We start from the raw sequence: 17,331 nt of genomic DNA, 5'->3' as shown, positions 1-17,331 counted from the left end.
AGCAGTGCCTTTTAGGCACTGCTTTTCGCTATTAATAACGTGGTATTTTCGTAATTTGTGCCACGCCTGAATCAATAGCTGCTTTCGCTACTGCTTCTGCAACACTTGGAACAACTCTTTTATCTAATGGATTCGGGATTACATAATTCGCATTACGTTCTTCATCAGTAATGATGTTAGCGATCCCATATGCTGCCGCTAATTTCATCTCTTCTGTAATATCAGTTGCGCGCACATCTAACGCACCGCGGAATATTCCGGGAAACGCCAATACATTATTTACTTGATTCGCATAATCCGAGCGTCCAGTTCCTACTACAGCTGCCCCAGCCTCTAATGCATCCTCAGGGAAGATTTCTGGAATTGGATTCGCCATTGCAAACACAATTGCTTTCTCATTCATCGTCTGTACAAGTTCTTTCGTTAATACGTTAGGAGCAGATACGCCAATAAAAATATCAGCTTGGTGAATTGCTTCTTTTAACGTTCCACGCACATGTTCACGATTTGTCTTTTTTGAAACTTCAATTTGTGCTTCGTTCATCCATGTTTCACCTTCACAAACAATACCTTCTAGGCTAACTAGCGTAATGTGCTTTGCACCAGCCTTTAATAATAATTTTCCAATTGCAATTCCTGCCGAACCCGCACCGTTAATAACGATTTTCACATTATCCATTTGTTTGCTAACAACTTTTAATGCATTAATAACAGCTGCTAAAACGACAATAGCTGTTCCATGTTGATCATCATGGAATACAGGAATATTCGTTTCTTCTTTTAATCGTTTTTCAATTTCAAAACAACGCGGTGCTGCAATATCTTCTAAATTAATCCCTGCAAATGTAGGCTCTAAATTTTTTACAAGGGTAACGATTTCATCTACATCCGTTGTGCCTAAACATAATGGGAAAGCATCTACATTCGCAAACTTCTTAAACAAAATACTTTTTCCTTCCATAACAGGCATAGCGGCTTTCGGTCCAATGTTTCCTAAACCGAGTACCGCTGTTCCATCTGAAACAACTGCCACCATATTGCCACGTGCTGTATAGTCATACACTGTTTCTTCATCTGCCGCAATCGCTTTACACGACTCCGCTACACCTGGTGTATACGTCAGGCTTAAATCATCCGCTGAATTTACCTCCACTTTACTTGTAATTTCAATTTTCCCTACTAATTCTTTATGCAATAACAATGATCTTTCATTAATTTGATTTGCTAACATACTTATAATCTCCCCTTAATTTGACAAGCTAGCTATACGAATATAGCTAGCTTGTTTGATCATGAAAACATTTTTAATAATATTGTCGCCGTTACAACCATTGCCGCCCCGCCTAAACGAGTTGAAATTTGCGCGAACGGCATTAATTCCATACGATTTGAAGCCGATAAAATAGCAACATCTCCAGTTCCGCCTAAACCGCTATGACATCCAGTTACAATCGCCGATTCAACTGGATACATCTTCATCACTTTCCCTACAAGAAAACCTGATGCTACCATTGTAAGAACAACCGATGCGCACACAACAACATATCCTACTGAAAGAACTGCTGCTACGTCTTTTAACGGAATATATAGCAATCCTAATCCAACCATTAAAGGCCAAGTTAAATTCTTCGAAATAAATTTATATAAATGGAATGCTCCTTGCTCCATTTTTGCTGGCATTAATTTAAAGTATTTCACAAGTGCTGCTGAAAAAATCATAATGATTGCCCCAGGAATACCGATGAACTTAGAAGCAAATCCTCCAAAGATGAAGAACGTACACGCAATTAATAAACCTGCTCCCATTAATGAGAAGTCAATTGGCTTCTCTGTATTTTGTTCTTTTAATAATTCTGCTTGATTGTCTGTTTTCACTAATACACCGTTACCACTAAGCTCCGGTTTCTTCTCACCTAAACGCTTCATATACCCTGCACTTACAATTGCGAACATATTTCCAATAATAGCTGCTGGAATAAGCTGTGATACAAACGTCGCTGATGATTCATTTAAAATATCACTATAAGCTAGCGACAATGGTAAAATCCCTTCCCCGATACCACCACTCACAATTGGTACGATGATAAAGAAGAATGTGTGCTTCATTTCAAATCCAAATAATGAACCGACCAATAACCCTACTGCTACAGAAGCTAACGTCCCTACTACTAAAGGAATAAACATGCGAACGAAACCTTGTACTAACACTTTACGGTTCATTCCTAAAATACTTCCGACTACTAAACAAGAAATATATAAATATAAAAAGTTCGATTTTTTCATTAACATAGTCGCAGCTTCCATTGAAGCTGGATTCATCCAGTTAAAAAATACAAGTAATGATGGAATAAATAACGAAAGTATTGCTGGACCGCCGATATTTTTTAAAATTGGAATTCTCATCCCAATATCGCCTAAGAAAATCCCCATGATCATAATAACTGCAAATCCACCAATCATATCTGCTGGCAATTTATTATATACAGATGCCCCATAAATAATAGCAGCCAATACTACATATAACGGTAAAGGTATAACACCGATTTTTACATTCATAATTTTAGAAGCGAAAGATTCTCTTTGTACTTCATTTCCTTCAGAAAATGATACCGCTTCCACATTCTTTTGAATTCCCATATGGCACCCCCTCGTTTTCTTAATAACAATATTAAAACGCTTTCAATAGTAAAAATAGTTTTTGTAAGTTTTGTAATTGATTTTGTAATTAAAAAAAGTATAAGCGACTTATATTAAGTCGCTTATACGTAAAACTCTATTTTCTTTTGATCAACACATCTTAATTTACTTACAGGTCTGCCCACATGTTGGTACATCATTTCGTTTTCTAACACTCCAATGTCAGTCAAAAACATTACATATTTTCGAATAGAAACTCTTGAAATTCCAACTAATTGTGCCATTTCATCTGTTGTAAACACTCTTCCATTCAACGACTCGATCTTCTGCCAAATTAATTGCAACGTTTGCTTCGTTAACCCTTTCGGAAGCTCTTTCGTGACAGTAGGCTCCCTTTTTTCTTTTTGTAAAATTAACGAATCTAATTCCGATTGACTAATTTTTTGTTGTTCTTTCATGAAAGTAAGTTTTTCTCGATATATAGTTAATGCCTCTTTAAATCGTTCAAATGTAAATGGTTTAATTAAATAATCTACTACACCATATTGTAATGCTTTTTTAATACTTCCCATATCATGTACAGCTGAAATCATTATAATATCAATTTCTTTTTCTTGGTTCCGGATATACATTAAAAGCTCAAAACCAGTCTCTTCAGGCATAAAAATATCAAGTAATACTAAATCTACTCGTGATCTCTCTAATATTTCGATCGCCGACTTTACTGAGTTAACTGCTTGAACAAGTTCAAATCCTCCTACTTGCTCTAAATAATGCGTATTTAGCATTGCTACCATCGGGTCATCTTCTACAATTAAAACTTTAATCATATTTGCCTCTCATCCCTACCTTTAAGTATTTCAATTGTTATCGTTGTTCCCTTACCTACTAATGAATGCATATGAATTTCCCCATTTATTCGCTGTATACTTTCTTTTACAAGATACAAACCATAACCGCGGTTATCTCCCTTTGTGGAATAACCTTTCGTAAATAATTGCTCTATTTCTTTTTCTTGTATACCTTTTCCCGTATCTTGTACTGTAATAGTTAGTATATCCCCATGTTGTATCTTAACTTCAACTCGCTTCTTTTCACAATTCGTAACTGCCTCTAATGCATTATCAATTAAATTTCCGACAATCGTAATAAGTTCATGAGTAATACTTTCATCATCTATTTCCGGCATATAAGAATCTTCACTTATAATTAATTTTATATTTTTCTCTCTAGCATAGCTGAGCTTACCTAGTAAAAAACCAGCAAATACTGGACTTTTTATTCTTTTCATAACTCCACCAATTTCATATTGATGCTCTGATACCATGCCGCTTATATACTTCTGTAATTCTTCATACTGCTTCATATGTGTAAGCCCTAATACGACATGCATCTTATTCATAAACTCATGAGATTGTGCCCGTAATGCTTCTGCATATAGTCTAATACCAGTTAGTTCCTCTGCTAGTTTTCTAATCTCTGTTTTATCACGAAATGTTGCAATTGCACCAACTATTTCTCCTTTTACATATAAAGGAACTCGATTCGTCACAATCGTAATTCCATAAATATTTTGTTCTTCGTTTAATTGTACTTCTCCCGTTTGCAATACTTCTTTTATACGTGAATTTGGCATATACAACTCAACATCTTTACCGATAAAATCTTCTTCAAGTCCGCTTTTTTTAAATAGACGTTTCGCTTCATTATTAATTAATGTTACTCTAGCCTCTTTATCTACAGCAATAATACCTTCCTTTACAGATTGTAGCATCGTATTTCTTTCTTCAAGAATTTTTGCTATCCTGTGCGGCTCAAGACCGAATAAACTTTTCTTTATATGTCTAGCTAGCAATATTGCTCCTATAATTCCGACTAATACACCAACTCCGACACCAATATAAATGATATGTCTACTTTCCTTAACTCTCTCTTTTACATTATCTGCTGAAATACCAACAGCCACAGCTCCAAGTTGTTCACCTGTTTCAGAAAATATTGGTACAAACACTCGCATGGAAATACCTAAAGTTCCTTCTGCTAACGATACATGTTCTTTTCCTTTCAATGCAGGCCCTTCATCTCCCCCAATAAAATGATGCCCTATTTTTTGAGGATTTGGATGTGACTTTCTTATTCCATTCATGTCCATAACTACAATAAACTGAACACCTGTGTTTTGTAATATTCTATTTGTATACGTTTGGATTGCAGAGGTATCTGCTTTCCCAACCAAACCATCGATTACAATCGAATCATTCGCCACAATGTGTGCAATTGTTTTTGCCTTCTCTGCTTGGCTATCCTCCGTCGTCCGTTCTACATTATGACTAATTAATATATCTGTCACAAGTAAAGAAAAAATTACAACTGTACAAACCAACAATGTAATCGTTTTCCATAAATTCCATAGTCTTCTTCTTTTTTTCATCCCGTTAATGACTCCCCTAATTGCTGAATAGAAAAATAAGTAAGGTGATATTATTTTCACCTTACTTATCTGCTGTTATTATACTTTAAATTTACTAGTCATCGCTTGTAGTTCTTCTGCCATCTCAGCTAAGTTTTGCGAAGCTGAACTAATTTCCTCCATGGAATTAACCTGTTCTTCTGTTGAAGCTGCAACACTTTGCATACTAGCTGTATTTTCTTCTGCAGCAGCTGCAATTTCATCAATAGCATTTGTCACTTCATTTGCATCTCCAGCAATTCTCTTCGTTGTTTCTACCATTTGATTAACTTGAGAAACAATATGTGTAGTAGAACTTAAAATTTCCGTAAAACTTACTTTCGTTTTTGTTACAACATCAAGGCCTTGTTGAACTTCTCCATTCACATTATCCATTGCCTTAACAGTATGTTCAATATCCGCCTTAATTTCTGCAATTAAATTTGCAATCTCTCCAGATGACTCTCCTGATTGCTCTGCTAATTTTCTAACCTCATCTGCTACAATAGCAAATCCTCGTCCCTGTTCACCTGCTCTTGCTGCTTCAATAGCCGCATTTAAAGCTAATAAGTTTGTTTGAGTTGCGATGTTTTGAATTGCTTCAGAAATAGCTCCTACTTGCTTTGATTTCTCATCAAGAAGTTTAATAATAGCATCTGACTCGGATACCGACCTAGAAATAGACTGCATTTGTTTTGCAGTTTGTTCAACTAAATCTTCTCCCTCTTCAGCTCTTTCTCGCGCATGTAATGAAGAAATAGAAATTGACTCTGCGCTTCCAGTTACATCTTGAATTGCTGTATTTACTTGTTGCAATGTAGCCGCACCTTCTTCAACACCTCGACTTTGTGATTCAGCCCCACCTGATACTTGTTCCATTGCAATTGTAATTTGATCTGTCGCATCATTTGCTTGCTGTACGCTCGCTGTTAACTCTTCTGCCGATGCTGCAACATGTTCTGCTGAAAAGCTAATTTGGGTAATAACATCTTGTAAAGACGTAGACATTTCATTAAATGAATTCCCTAATTTCCCTATGTCATCCTTGGAATGGATTGTAATTTTCTCTGTTAAATCTCCCTTACTAATTTTATATGCCGATTCGGCTATTTTTCGTAATGGCCTTGTAATAGACTTTGTAATGAAATAAATTAATACACTACCAAATGCAATAGCGATAGCAATAACAATAAAAGTCTTGTAAAACACTGGACTGGCAGCTTGGGTAATTTCTTCATCAAACATAACTCCAACTACTTTCCAGCCCGTTTTCTCATTTGTTGCAAAGATTAAATTCTTTTTATCATCTTGTTCTGTATAAGACACATTTCCTTGTTTATCTTCATAAATTGGTTTAATCCAAGGATCAGTAACTTTTGCACCTGGTTTTCTAGATGGATGACTAACAATTTGCTTATTTTGATCTAAAATAACTGCATAACCTTTTTCACCAATGTTAATCATTTTGGAAATTTTTAAGATGTTATCTAAATTTAAATTAATTCCTATAACACCTTTACCATCTTTTACTTCTTTCGCAATCGTCACTACCATATTTTTTGTAGATGCTGACTGATATGGCGCAGTAACAATTACTTTCCCTTTATTTTCATGTGCTTCTTTATACCAAGATCTATCTGTTGGATTATACCCATCAGCCATTTGAATAAATGGTTCTCTTATAAACTTTCCCGTCTCTGTTCCAATATAAATACCTTCTACTTCTGGATGAAGCTTTATATATTGTGCTAACTTCGTTCTTACTATTTCTTCTTGTCCATTTAGATATGTATCCTCTGTTAAGATGTCTGCAAAGTACGTCGCATCAACAAATTTCTCTTCTATATTTTGAGAAATAACAGTATTTAAAATCGAAATATTCTCCTTTGCTTTATCTGTCATTTGATGCTCAAAATTTGTTTTGGCAGTTTGATATGAAACACCACCGATAATAATTCCTGGTATAGTTAAAATAATAAAAAATGAAATGATTAATTTTTTATTGATACTCATACATTTAACCCAGTTAAATATTTTTTGCATAATAAGCCTCCTTTATGTAATGTGGATACTTGTGTCATTTTATACAATTAACATATATAAAACAATATATAATGATAACATGTAATTTTTTCGTCAATTATGCATTTTTGCATATTCACTCCTTATACGTATTTTAATCATAAAAATAAGAGAACTTTAGCATTATATATACTAAAGTTCTCTCATTTCTTAACAGCTTCTACTCTACAAAACTTCTCTTATAATCCTCAAATCTTTACCCTTCGCCTTATAGTCATATTACTAAAACTCTTCGTCCTAATTTATTTGGCGCTCTTTACATAACTAATTGCCTGACTTCCCATTTGTACCCATGCCTGTTCAAAGGTTTCTCTCGGTACTTTTACATCTAAGCTATCCTCAAGTGGATCTCGAATATATACAGATTCCTGATCATATCCAATAAGTACAACACAATGTTCATTATACGTAATAGAAACATCTCCACTATTTGTTTCCCATGTAGTAAATTCATCTGCATCTAATGGTGCAAATGTTGCATTTGTGATCATGACTACAGGTTGCCCTGCTTTTATACTCTTATAAATTTCTTCTATATTCTTCCCTGTTAAGTCTACAGCTTTATTAGGTAAATATTTTTCCGCTAACTGAAAAAGTGGCCCATGATATACACCATATCCCGATTCAGAAAATGTATAAATATTACCTACAAATCCTTCATTCGGATTCCCGCGCACACCATCGTCTATAAAATCAACTTTTTTTATTTCATTTGCTAATGTCATCTTATCCACTGAAACACCAGCGTATTGTAACATCATCGCTAAGCTCGTCACTTCACAGCCTCTATCCAATTCTGGTAACTGCTGAATTAAGGGAACATTTGATAAGATGACTTTTTCATCGTTATTACTAAACTCCATTTCTTTTCCTCTTTGTATATTTGAGAATGTTAACTTCTCTACATACTTTGGAATTCCATTTGTATATACACTCCATATTGCTGCACCTAGTAAAGCTGTACATATATACCACTTCAATTTTCTTATCGCTTTCACACCCTTATTAATTCGTTAAATAAGAATAAAATGCGTCAGCATCCGTTCGTACCATCGGTACAAAATTTAGTTCTTTTCCTTTTTCAGGCTGATCTTTTTTTATCTTTTCCGCTAAATCTTGAATATTCATATTCATTTTATCCATATTAAGCTCATCTGCCATTTGTAGCACCTTTTGTTCATTAATTTCTCTTAATATTTGATATATATCTTTACCATACAAATCAATATGATGTTTTTTTGCTTCTTCTTGTACTTTTTGTTCGTACACTTCTTGTGCTAACTCTTCAATTTCTTTTCCTTTTTGAGAAATATCTAACTTTCCTGCTTCTTCTCTTACTTTCTTTCCGTAGATTTCTTCCGCGATGTCTTCGATTTCTTTTCCATCTGTCGAAATACCTAATTTATCTGCTTCATCTTTAATTTTAATCGCATTAATTTGAGTAATTAAATCTACAATTGATATATTCTCTATAGATATACCTAGCTTTAACGCTTCTTGCTTTACTTTTGTTTCATAGATTTCTTCTGACAGCATCCCAACATCTTTTCCTTCAATCGATATGCCTAACTGCTCTGCTTCCCTTCCTACTTCTGTTTCATGAATTTCTTTTTCTAGTGTAATTTGTTCTTTTCCTTCCGTTTCAATACCTAGTTTCTCTGCTTTTTCTTCTGTATGCACTGCATGTATCTTACCATTGTTCAATTGTTCTTTACTGCGCTGCGTGTAATCTGTCTTTCCTTTTTGTGTTTCAGAAGGAGAGGCACCCCCTAATATACTTAAACTCATTACTCCAATAGTGAATACCGTCATCATTTTCTTTTTCAAAATTAATTCCTCCCTCTTATACTTTCTTTCCCATCATTCCCCTAGTTTTTTTAATACTATACATACATCTCATCGCTGCTTGAGATAACATTATGATTGATAAACCCCACTCACATACACCTAATCTCTTCTTCATGTAACGAACTTTCTTTATGCCATACATAATATAAATAGTTTCTTAACTTTCCCTTAAAAAAAGACGACCTTGTAAAAACAAGGTCGTCTTCTTACTTATATTTTTTGATTTTTAGGGAAAATCACTTCAAAACAAGTGCCATCTCCCCATTTGCTCTCTACTGATATTTTTCCGTAATGCTTTTCTACAATCCAATTTGCGATTGAAAGACCTAATCCAGCTCCTTCTGACGTACTTCTTGCTTTATCCCCTTGATAAAAACGATCAAATAATTTCGGAATATCTTCTCCTTTCACTCCTATCCCGTCATCTTTCACCTGTATGCGAATTGAACTACTCGTTTGCGTGCAATCAATTTGAATATGCCCACCTTCGTTTGTATACTTCATCGCATTATCTAACAGTATGACCATCATTTGATGAATCCGCTCTCTATCCCCCATAAAAGATACACCACGTTCTACTTTTAGCATCATTTCTTTTTCTTGATAAGAAGCAATCTCTTTATATGGAGCTACTATTTCTTCTAACAATTTATCAAGTTCAAATGTTTTCTTATCCATCTCAATTTGATTAGAATCAGAACGTGCTAGCAATAATAAATTACTAACGAGTTTCGATAACCGCCTACATTCTTTTGAAATTGTAGAAATATCCATCGCTTTTTCTTCTATCGTAGCGGATGGTGACTGGAATAAAACATCCGTTTTTGATTGAATAACTGCAAGTGGTGTCCTGAGTTCATGTGATGCATCAGAAACGAATTGTTGCTGTTTCTCCCATGAACTTTGAATAGGTACAAGTGCTCTACCAGCTAGGAAAAAGCCAATACCTATCGCACAGAGGCTTCCTATGCTACAACCTATAACGAGAATTAAAAATAAAGTATTTAACATTCCTTCTTCCGCTGTTATATCTCGCACGATTTGAACTATTTCTCCATCTTTTTGAAGCGAAAATGCTCTAAAATATCGTCCTTGTACTTCAATATCTTGTAACTCCTCTAATTTTTCGGGAGAAAAACTTTCCAAATTCTCTTCAAAAATAGAACGGAATTTACGGTTATCGCCCTCTATTTTCACTATTTTCCCATTCCAAGTTATTCTAGTTACTCGCGGATCTCCAATTTGGATATTCTCCATGCGTTTTCTTGGTGGTACTTTAACATCTAATTTTTCTCTATACTGAGCTATCATTTTTATAGATTGATCTACTTCACTATAAATACGCTTGTATGTGTACGAATAAGTAATACTGCCTAATACGCCTATCAAAATGATAAATACTAACGAATTTATTATAGTCAATCGAATGCGCGTCTTCTGAAACATGCTTCCCTTTTTCATTGTTCTTTTAATATGTATCCAATACCTCGAACGGTTTGAATATCTTTCTGATAACCGAATGGCTCTAATTTTTTACGTAAATGATGTACATACACTTCTACAATCGCTACTGTCGTATCTGAATCAAATCCCCAGACGCGATCAAAAATTTGTTCACGCATTAAAATCTTTCCGCTATTTTGAACAAGGTACTCTAGAAGCTCATATTGTTTTAATGATAACTTCATACCTTTTCCATCTACTTGAACATCTTTATCTTTTCCGAACAATTCAATGCCTTTATAGCGAATCGTTTGCTGCGTTGTTAAACTACCACTTCTGCGTAGTAAAGCACGAATTCTCGCTTTTAATTCAGGGGCCTGAAATGGCTTAACAATATAGTCATCTCCACCAAAGTCCAATCCCTTCACCCGATCTTCTAAAGAATCTCTCGCTGTCAAAAACAGGACTGGTGTTTCAATCTTTTCATCTCGTATTTTTTGAATCACTTCAAATCCGTCCATCCCTGGCATCATCACATCCAGCAAAATTGCATCATATATATTTTGAAGAGCTAAAAACAATCCATCTTCTCCATTTATTGCCGTATCTACTTCAAATTCATCACGTAAAATTTGTAAGATAGACTCTAATAACGAAGCATTATCTTCTACTACAAGTAAACGCATGCTCTCACCTTCCATCAAATAGTTCAATTCTATTTATTATTACATTTCTTCTCTTCATAACAAAAGAATGTAGTTACATTACGTAATTTCATTTTTAACTATTTCCTTCTAAAATTTTGAAGTTTTATTATAAAAACTTTGTCTTAAATTTAGCTTAATAAAAAATTGAAAGAAATAAGCTTCCTCTTATCTCTTTCAATTTTTTATTACATATACCTTTTTACTCGGCAACTCTAAACAATTTAGCTGACCGCCATACACAGCCCCGCCATCAATCCCAATAATACGATTACTACCAAAATACACTCCGCAATCCTCACTACCATGAAGCGTTTTTGTTTCCGTATGCCCAAATACAACAACCTTTTCACCGCTATATCCATTATGAAATTCATTACGGATCCACATTAATGTATATGGTTCAGATTCAGAAACTCGTTTCATCGGTTCAACCCCAGCATGTACAAATATATACTCTTCTGTTTCAATGTAATGATCTAATTCTTGAATAAACTTTATATGTTCCTCTAATACACGAGAGTGTAAAATCGGTTTTTTGAAGTCTTTCTCATTAACCGCAATATCTTCTTCTACAAATCCATAGCTATATAATGTCTTATCTCCACCATTTCTTTTTACCCAATGGTTCCATGAACGTTCCTCATTTGTCGTTAACGCCTTAATCATCATATCTTCATGATTTCCTTTTAAAATGAGTGCTCCCTCTTTTTTCAATTCTCTTACCTTTTCAATTACAGCACGCGCATTTGGACCACGATCTACATAATCTCCCAGTAAGATTAATTGATCCTGTTTCGCATCATATTGAGCTTCTTCCAATAACTGTTCGAACTTTTCTATCTCTCCATGAATATCACTAATAACAAGAATTCTTTTCATATTATCCCCCCTCTTTCTAATTATAGTTCAAAACGACAGAAAGTTCAGAATTGAAATCCCGCATTAACGGGCAGTAAGCCCCCCCACTGATTACGGTTTCACTTTATTACAAACTAAACTATTATCCTTACAACAATGTAAGTCTCTTGTCATCCAATTCGATAGTTGTAATTACTGTATTTCCTTATACTGAGAGTAAGAAATGAAACAAAAAATAAGGAGAGATGAGAGATGAAAAAAGTAATGGAAGTTGTAGTAGCGGTAGTAGAGGTTTTCGTAAATGGTAAACAAGTCGCAATGGAGTTAAATAAATAATGAAAAGGACAACATTCACTCTAGACCCTTTACTCATATAAAAGAGATAAGACTTCATCATTTCTTTGATCCCTTATCTCCCTATAAAGAAAGCCGTATCCCTTTTAAGGATACGGCTTTCTCTTATTTTTGACTCGTACGAGCTGAAATGCTAATTGCTCTATCTGTTGCTTTGGCAGCTTCATCTAACGCTTCTTTACTATTCTTCCCATCATACATCGCTTCTAATGCTTTTACAACTGCATCTCGTGATTCTGGGAATACACTAATTAAAGCCCCTTGTGTTGCTGGAGATTGCTTCGTCGCTTGCAATTGATCTACTGTTACTTTCAACTGTGGATATTTTTCATATTGCTCTTTTACTAATGGCTCATTATATGCATCTGGATTAATTGAGAAATAACCTGTTGCAGTATGCCATTTTGCTTGTACGTCTGGCTTCGTTAAATATTTCATAAAGTCCCAAGCACCTTGTTGCGTTTCTTCTGAAACCATATTCGTCATCCATAATGATGCTCCACCAATAACAACACCATTTTGTTTCGAATCCTCTGGATACGGAATATATGAAACACCTACATTAAACTTAGATGCATCAATTAAATCACGAACACCTGCTGAAGAATCTAAATACATAGCAACTTGTCCAGACTGGAACGCGGCACGAATATCATCCCAACTTGCTCCATACTTTCCAAGTGCGCCAGCTTTATTTAAATCATCTAACATTCCAAATACTTTCTGTCCTTCTTTACCGTTAAATACCGCCTTCTTTGCAGCATCCTTACGACCGTTTTCGTTATCTACATATAAAGCACCTTGTGTCGCTAACAATTCTTCAAAGAACCAACCGTAGTTAAGCATGGAGAATCCATATTGTTTTACATTTCCGCCTTCTTTAATCGTTAACTTTTTCGCTGCTTCTTGTAATTCCGCATATGTTTTTGGAGCTTTCTCTGGATCTAAGCCCGCCTTTGCGAAAGCATCTTTATTATAAATTAATACTGATGTAGATGAATTAAATGGCATAGAATACATTTTTCCATCAACTGAATAATAATTTGTAATTGCTTTTTCTAATTTTGACGTATCGTACTTATCTTTTTTTATCCAGCTATCAATTGGTGTGATTTTTTTACTATCAATCATATATTTCGTTGTAATTTCACTCGATTGAACAAGAGCTGGCGCTTCTTTCGTTGCAGACATTGTTCTAAATTTCGTTAAAGACTCTTCATATGTCCCTTGGAACTCTGCCTTTATCTCATATTTATTTTGCGACTTATTATAGTCTGCAACAAGACCATCTAATACTCCTTGTGTTTTTCCACCCATCGCATGCCAGAAGCGAATTACAGTTTTATCACCATTTTTTTCAACTGGTGCTACTTTTGCCTGTGCTTCAGGTTTTCCCTCTGTTTTACTATTTGAACAAGCTGCACTAGATAATGCCATTGTTGCTACCATTAATAGAGCAGCACCTTTTTTAACTAGACTCATTTAAATCTCACCTTCTCTTAGTTATTTAATTGCACCTTTTGTTAATCCTTGTTGTAATTGCTTTTGCCCTAAAAATAGTAAAATCAATGTTGGAATAACGATAACCGTAACACCGGCCATTACGCTTCCCCAATCAGTTGCAACTTCTTGAGACTGAAGCTGCTTTACACCGATTTGCACTGTTCTTACTTTTTCATCAGTGGTCACTAAAAGTGGCCATAAATACATATTCCATGTTGTTAAAAAGCTATATACTCCAAGCGTAATAAAACTCGTTTTACAATACGGTATTACAACGCTGAATAAAAATCTTATATTTCCAATCCCTTCAATAAAAGCAGCTTCTTTCAGTTCATTCGGGAGTGTCATAAAATGTTGACGTAACAAGAAAATACCGAAAGCTGTTGCAAAAAACGGCACTGTCATCCCGGCGAAACTATTGATCCAGCCAAAGTTTTGAATCGTTAAAAAGTTAGGCACCATCGTTGCTTCCCACGGAATAAGCATCGTTGAAATAAACAGGAAGAAAATTAAGTTTCTCCCTTTAAACTGAAGAAAAACAAAAGCATAAGCTGCTAAACTTGATACGATAAGTTGTCCAATCATAACGACTGTCGATACAATTAAACTGTTATATAAGTATGTAAAAAGCGGTACTTTTTGAAAAATATTAATGAAATTATCAAAAGTAAACTGGGTCGGAAATAACCTTCTCATTTGAATATCGTCTGGTGTCATAAAGCTTATTAAAAATGCATACAGTACAGGAAAAAATACCATCACTGCACTAATAATGAGTAGCATGTATAATAGGAAATTTTGTTTCCACTGTTTAACAATCATTTATAATGCACCTTTCTCTCAGCAAACTTAAATTGAAGTAATGTAGCAACGAAAATGAAAACAAATAATACCATCGCTTGTGCACTTGCTGTTCCAAATTGATGATTCACAAACGCCTCTTTGTAAATCGAGTACACAATTAAATTCGTTGCATCATTTGGTCCACCGTGCGTTAAAATATCAATTTGTCCAAAGCTTTGGAACGCACTAATTAATGTTACTGTTACAATAAAGAATAAAGTTGGTGATAGCATCGGTAATGTAACACGGCGAAGCTTATATAAATAACTAGCGCCATCTATAGATGCACTCTCATATAAAGACGTATCAATATTTTGTAAACCACCTAATATAACTAAAAATGCAAAACCTGTATTCACCCAAACTGTTGTAACTGATACAGAGAATAGTGCCCAGTCCGGACTCGTTAACCATGCGATTGCAGGAAGGTTCATAGAGGCTAATATATTATTAAATAATCCTACACTTGGATGAAATAAAAATAGCCAAATCACTGCACTAGCAGCTACTGATATTCCCATCGTCGAAGAAAACAGAACTCGGAATAATCCAATACCTCTTACCTTTCCATTTGCAATCAATGCAAGAAACAAAGCAAATATAATACTCGTAGGAACTGTATATAAAACAAATAATAAAGTTGATTTTATACTTTTGTAGAAGGCTGGATCAGAGAATAAATATTGATAATTTTCTAAGCCAACGAAAAGATTAGCTTCTCCATGTATATCGGTTAAATAAAAACTATAATAAATCGTCCTAAACAATGGATAGAACAGAAAAATCGAAAATAGCAAAATAGATGGCGCCAAAAACAATAATCCTATTCTTAAATCTTTCGTTCTCTCCCATAATTTTTTCTTTTTTGACACCTTTGTTTGAACTGGTAACTTACTTACTTCGATCATTATTTCGCCACCACTTTCAACTCTTCTTCAGCTACCACTTTTAAGCGTTCATTCGTGTTTTCGTTAAAGAAGCATAACTTTTCTTGCGAGAATAATAATTTTACTTTGTCACCTTTGTTCAGGAGTAACTGTCCTATAACTTTCGCACTCCAAGTTGTTCCATTTACCGCAAAGTTCAATATAGATTCATTCCCTAATACTTCTACAGATTGCAACGTCACTTCTTGTCCCTCCTCAGACAGTGCAATATGCTCAGGGCGCATGCCTATGCGAATTGTTCCTTCTGGTAATTGCTTTAACTGTCTAATAGATAATGGAATTTGCAATTGTCCTATATGTAATACACCTTTTTCTTTATTTACTTCCCCATCATTTATATTCATAGAAGGAGAACCTATAAAGCTTGCAACAAATTCGTTTGCTGGTTCGTTATATATGTTAAGTGGTGTTCCAACTTGCTGTATACTTCCTTTATTTAAAACCATGATACGATCACCCATAGTCATCGCTTCTATTTGATCGTGGGTAACGTAAATCATCGTAATTCCTAATCGCTGCTGAATTTCTCTAATTTCAATTCTCATTTGCGCACGTAATTTCGCATCCAAATTCGAAAGTGGTTCATCCATTAAACAGATTGGCGCTTGACTCACAATTGCCCTGGCAAGTGCAACACGCTGTCTTTGTCCGCCTGATAATTGGCCTGGTTTCATTTTCACATACTCTTTCAGTCCTACCATTTCAATAGCTTCCATTAATCGCTTTTGTCGCTCTTCTTTTTGTACTTTTCTTACCTTAAGTCCAAATAAAATATTTTCTTCTACAGATAAGTGTGGATATAATGCATAATTTTGAAATACCATTGATAGATTACGGTCTTTCGGCTCTAGATCATTTGCAACACGTTCATTAATAATTAAATCTCCTGAAGAAATCTCTTCTAAGCCAGCGATCATTCGTAATAATGTGCTTTTCCCGCATCCCGAAGGTCCAACTAAAACAAAAAATTCACCCTTCTTAATATGAACCGATACGCCTTTAACCGCTGTCTCTTCTGCATTTTTATATACCTTTGAAACATTTTTCAATTCAATCACAAGGTTGCACTCCTTTTTTCTTCTTGTATCCATACTTCATAATGACTTGTTGAAATCGCACTTGCTCCTGCACGAATTGCAATTTCCGCATCTTCTCGCGTTTGAATCAGCCCTCCTGCAATAATAGGAAACTCTATTTCCTCTACTAGCTGCTTAATAATAGAAGGCATAATCCCCGGCATAATCTCTACTGCATTTGGTTTAGTCGTTTTACAATTTTCAATTGATTTAGTAAGAGATAAAGTATCTACAATAAAAATACGTTGAATTGTTTTCAATCCAATTTTATTAGCATTTCGAATTGTTGAACCCTTTGTTGAAATAATACCTTGTGCCCCGATAACATCTTGAATATACAAAAGCGCTTCCTCTGTATTCGTATTTAAGCCTTGTATAAAATCACAATGAAGAAATACATCATGTCCATGTTTCTGCAATTCATATACACTCTCTGGTAATTCCAGCATTGAACCAGTCATAAGAAAAACTGTTTTCGGCAATTTTTTGTATGCTTTGTATCCTTTCCAATCCTTTATCATCGCAATATAAGGTTCTTTAAACATTTATTCCACCTAACTGTTCTATTTTTATCCAAACTAAAA

15 protein-coding genes and 1 pseudogene are annotated in these 17,331 nt (G+C 34.7%); all 16 read right to left on the bottom strand.

The window, feature by feature from the left end:
- Nucleotides 1-31: 31 nt before the first annotated feature.
- Nucleotides 32-1,231, bottom strand: a complete 1,200-nt coding sequence (locus ACTFRM_RS26620; RefSeq protein ID WP_000880780.1) for an NAD(P)-dependent malic enzyme — start codon at nt 1,229-1,231, stop codon at nt 32-34.
- A 59-nt stretch (nt 1,232-1,290) separates the two neighbouring features.
- Entirely contained in the window at nt 1,291-2,637 is a 1,347-nt protein-coding gene (locus tag ACTFRM_RS26615) for a 2-hydroxycarboxylate transporter family protein (protein ID WP_000512722.1), read from the bottom strand.
- Between the two features lie 122 nt (nt 2,638-2,759).
- A complete protein-coding gene (locus ACTFRM_RS26610; RefSeq protein WP_440043779.1) occupies nt 2,760-3,467 on the bottom strand; it encodes a response regulator in 708 nt (235 codons plus the stop codon).
- Entirely contained in the window at nt 3,464-5,068 is a 1,605-nt protein-coding gene (locus ACTFRM_RS26605; protein ID WP_000747346.1) for a sensor histidine kinase, read from the bottom strand. Before ACTFRM_RS26605 ends, ACTFRM_RS26610 begins: the two co-directional genes overlap by 4 nt.
- Before the next feature lie 78 nt (nt 5,069-5,146).
- Entirely contained in the window at nt 5,147-5,965 is an 819-nt protein-coding gene (locus tag ACTFRM_RS26600; RefSeq protein WP_440043788.1) for a methyl-accepting chemotaxis protein, read from the bottom strand.
- 120 nt (nt 5,966-6,085) lie between these two features.
- Nucleotides 6,086-6,988, bottom strand: a pseudogene (locus ACTFRM_RS26595) (cache domain-containing protein); the annotation flags it as partial.
- Nucleotides 6,989-7,410: 422 nt separating this feature from the next.
- Nucleotides 7,411-8,166 carry a C39 family peptidase gene (locus ACTFRM_RS26590; protein WP_440043777.1) on the bottom strand — a complete coding sequence of 252 codons (756 nt, stop codon included), beginning with the start codon at nt 8,164-8,166 and terminating at the stop codon, nt 7,411-7,413.
- A gap of 7 nt (nt 8,167-8,173) precedes the next feature.
- The gene (locus ACTFRM_RS26585) at nt 8,174-8,995 is read right to left on the bottom strand and encodes a transporter (RefSeq protein WP_440043776.1); all 822 of its coding nucleotides are present in this window, start codon (nt 8,993-8,995) and stop codon (nt 8,174-8,176) included.
- Nucleotides 8,996-9,226: 231 nt separating this feature from the next.
- The gene (locus tag ACTFRM_RS26580) at nt 9,227-10,477 is read right to left on the bottom strand and encodes a sensor histidine kinase (RefSeq protein WP_440043775.1); all 1,251 of its coding nucleotides are present in this window, start codon (nt 10,475-10,477) and stop codon (nt 9,227-9,229) included.
- Nucleotides 10,474-11,145 (bottom strand): response regulator transcription factor, encoded by a 672-nt coding sequence (locus ACTFRM_RS26575; RefSeq protein WP_001238607.1) that lies wholly within the window; start codon nt 11,143-11,145, stop codon nt 10,474-10,476. Before ACTFRM_RS26575 ends, ACTFRM_RS26580 begins: the two co-directional genes overlap by 4 nt.
- A 195-nt stretch (nt 11,146-11,340) precedes the next feature.
- Nucleotides 11,341-12,045: a metallophosphoesterase family protein gene (locus ACTFRM_RS26570; protein ID WP_000821974.1), complete on the bottom strand. Its 705-nt coding sequence runs from the start codon at nt 12,043-12,045 to the stop codon at nt 11,341-11,343.
- Nucleotides 12,046-12,483: 438 nt separating this feature from the next.
- Nucleotides 12,484-13,860 carry an ABC transporter substrate-binding protein gene (locus tag ACTFRM_RS26565; protein ID WP_440043774.1) on the bottom strand — a complete coding sequence of 459 codons (1,377 nt, stop codon included), beginning with the start codon at nt 13,858-13,860 and terminating at the stop codon, nt 12,484-12,486.
- 21 nt (nt 13,861-13,881) lie between these two features.
- Entirely contained in the window at nt 13,882-14,703 is an 822-nt protein-coding gene (locus ACTFRM_RS26560) for a carbohydrate ABC transporter permease (protein WP_000635946.1), read from the bottom strand.
- Entirely contained in the window at nt 14,700-15,632 is a 933-nt protein-coding gene (locus tag ACTFRM_RS26555; protein ID WP_000573797.1) for a carbohydrate ABC transporter permease, read from the bottom strand. The genes ACTFRM_RS26560 and ACTFRM_RS26555 overlap by 4 nt, the downstream gene beginning before the upstream one ends.
- On the bottom strand, nt 15,632-16,729 hold the full coding sequence (locus ACTFRM_RS26550) for an ABC transporter ATP-binding protein (RefSeq protein WP_000571390.1): 1,098 nt from the start codon (nt 16,727-16,729) through the stop codon (nt 15,632-15,634). The genes ACTFRM_RS26555 and ACTFRM_RS26550 overlap by 1 nt, the downstream gene beginning before the upstream one ends.
- Nucleotides 16,726-17,292: a glycerol-3-phosphate responsive antiterminator gene (locus ACTFRM_RS26545; protein ID WP_440043773.1), complete on the bottom strand. Its 567-nt coding sequence runs from the start codon at nt 17,290-17,292 to the stop codon at nt 16,726-16,728. The genes ACTFRM_RS26550 and ACTFRM_RS26545 overlap by 4 nt, the downstream gene beginning before the upstream one ends.
- Nucleotides 17,293-17,331: the final 39 nt, after the last annotated feature.

It is taken from the genome of Bacillus cereus group sp. MYBK227-1 (genome assembly GCF_051916325.1).
In the GTDB taxonomy this organism is placed as follows: Bacteria; Bacillota; Bacilli; order Bacillales; family Bacillaceae_G; genus Bacillus_A; species Bacillus_A cereus.
Note: the sequence above shows the minus strand (reverse complement) of the source record. Positions and strands in the feature narration are given on the sequence as shown.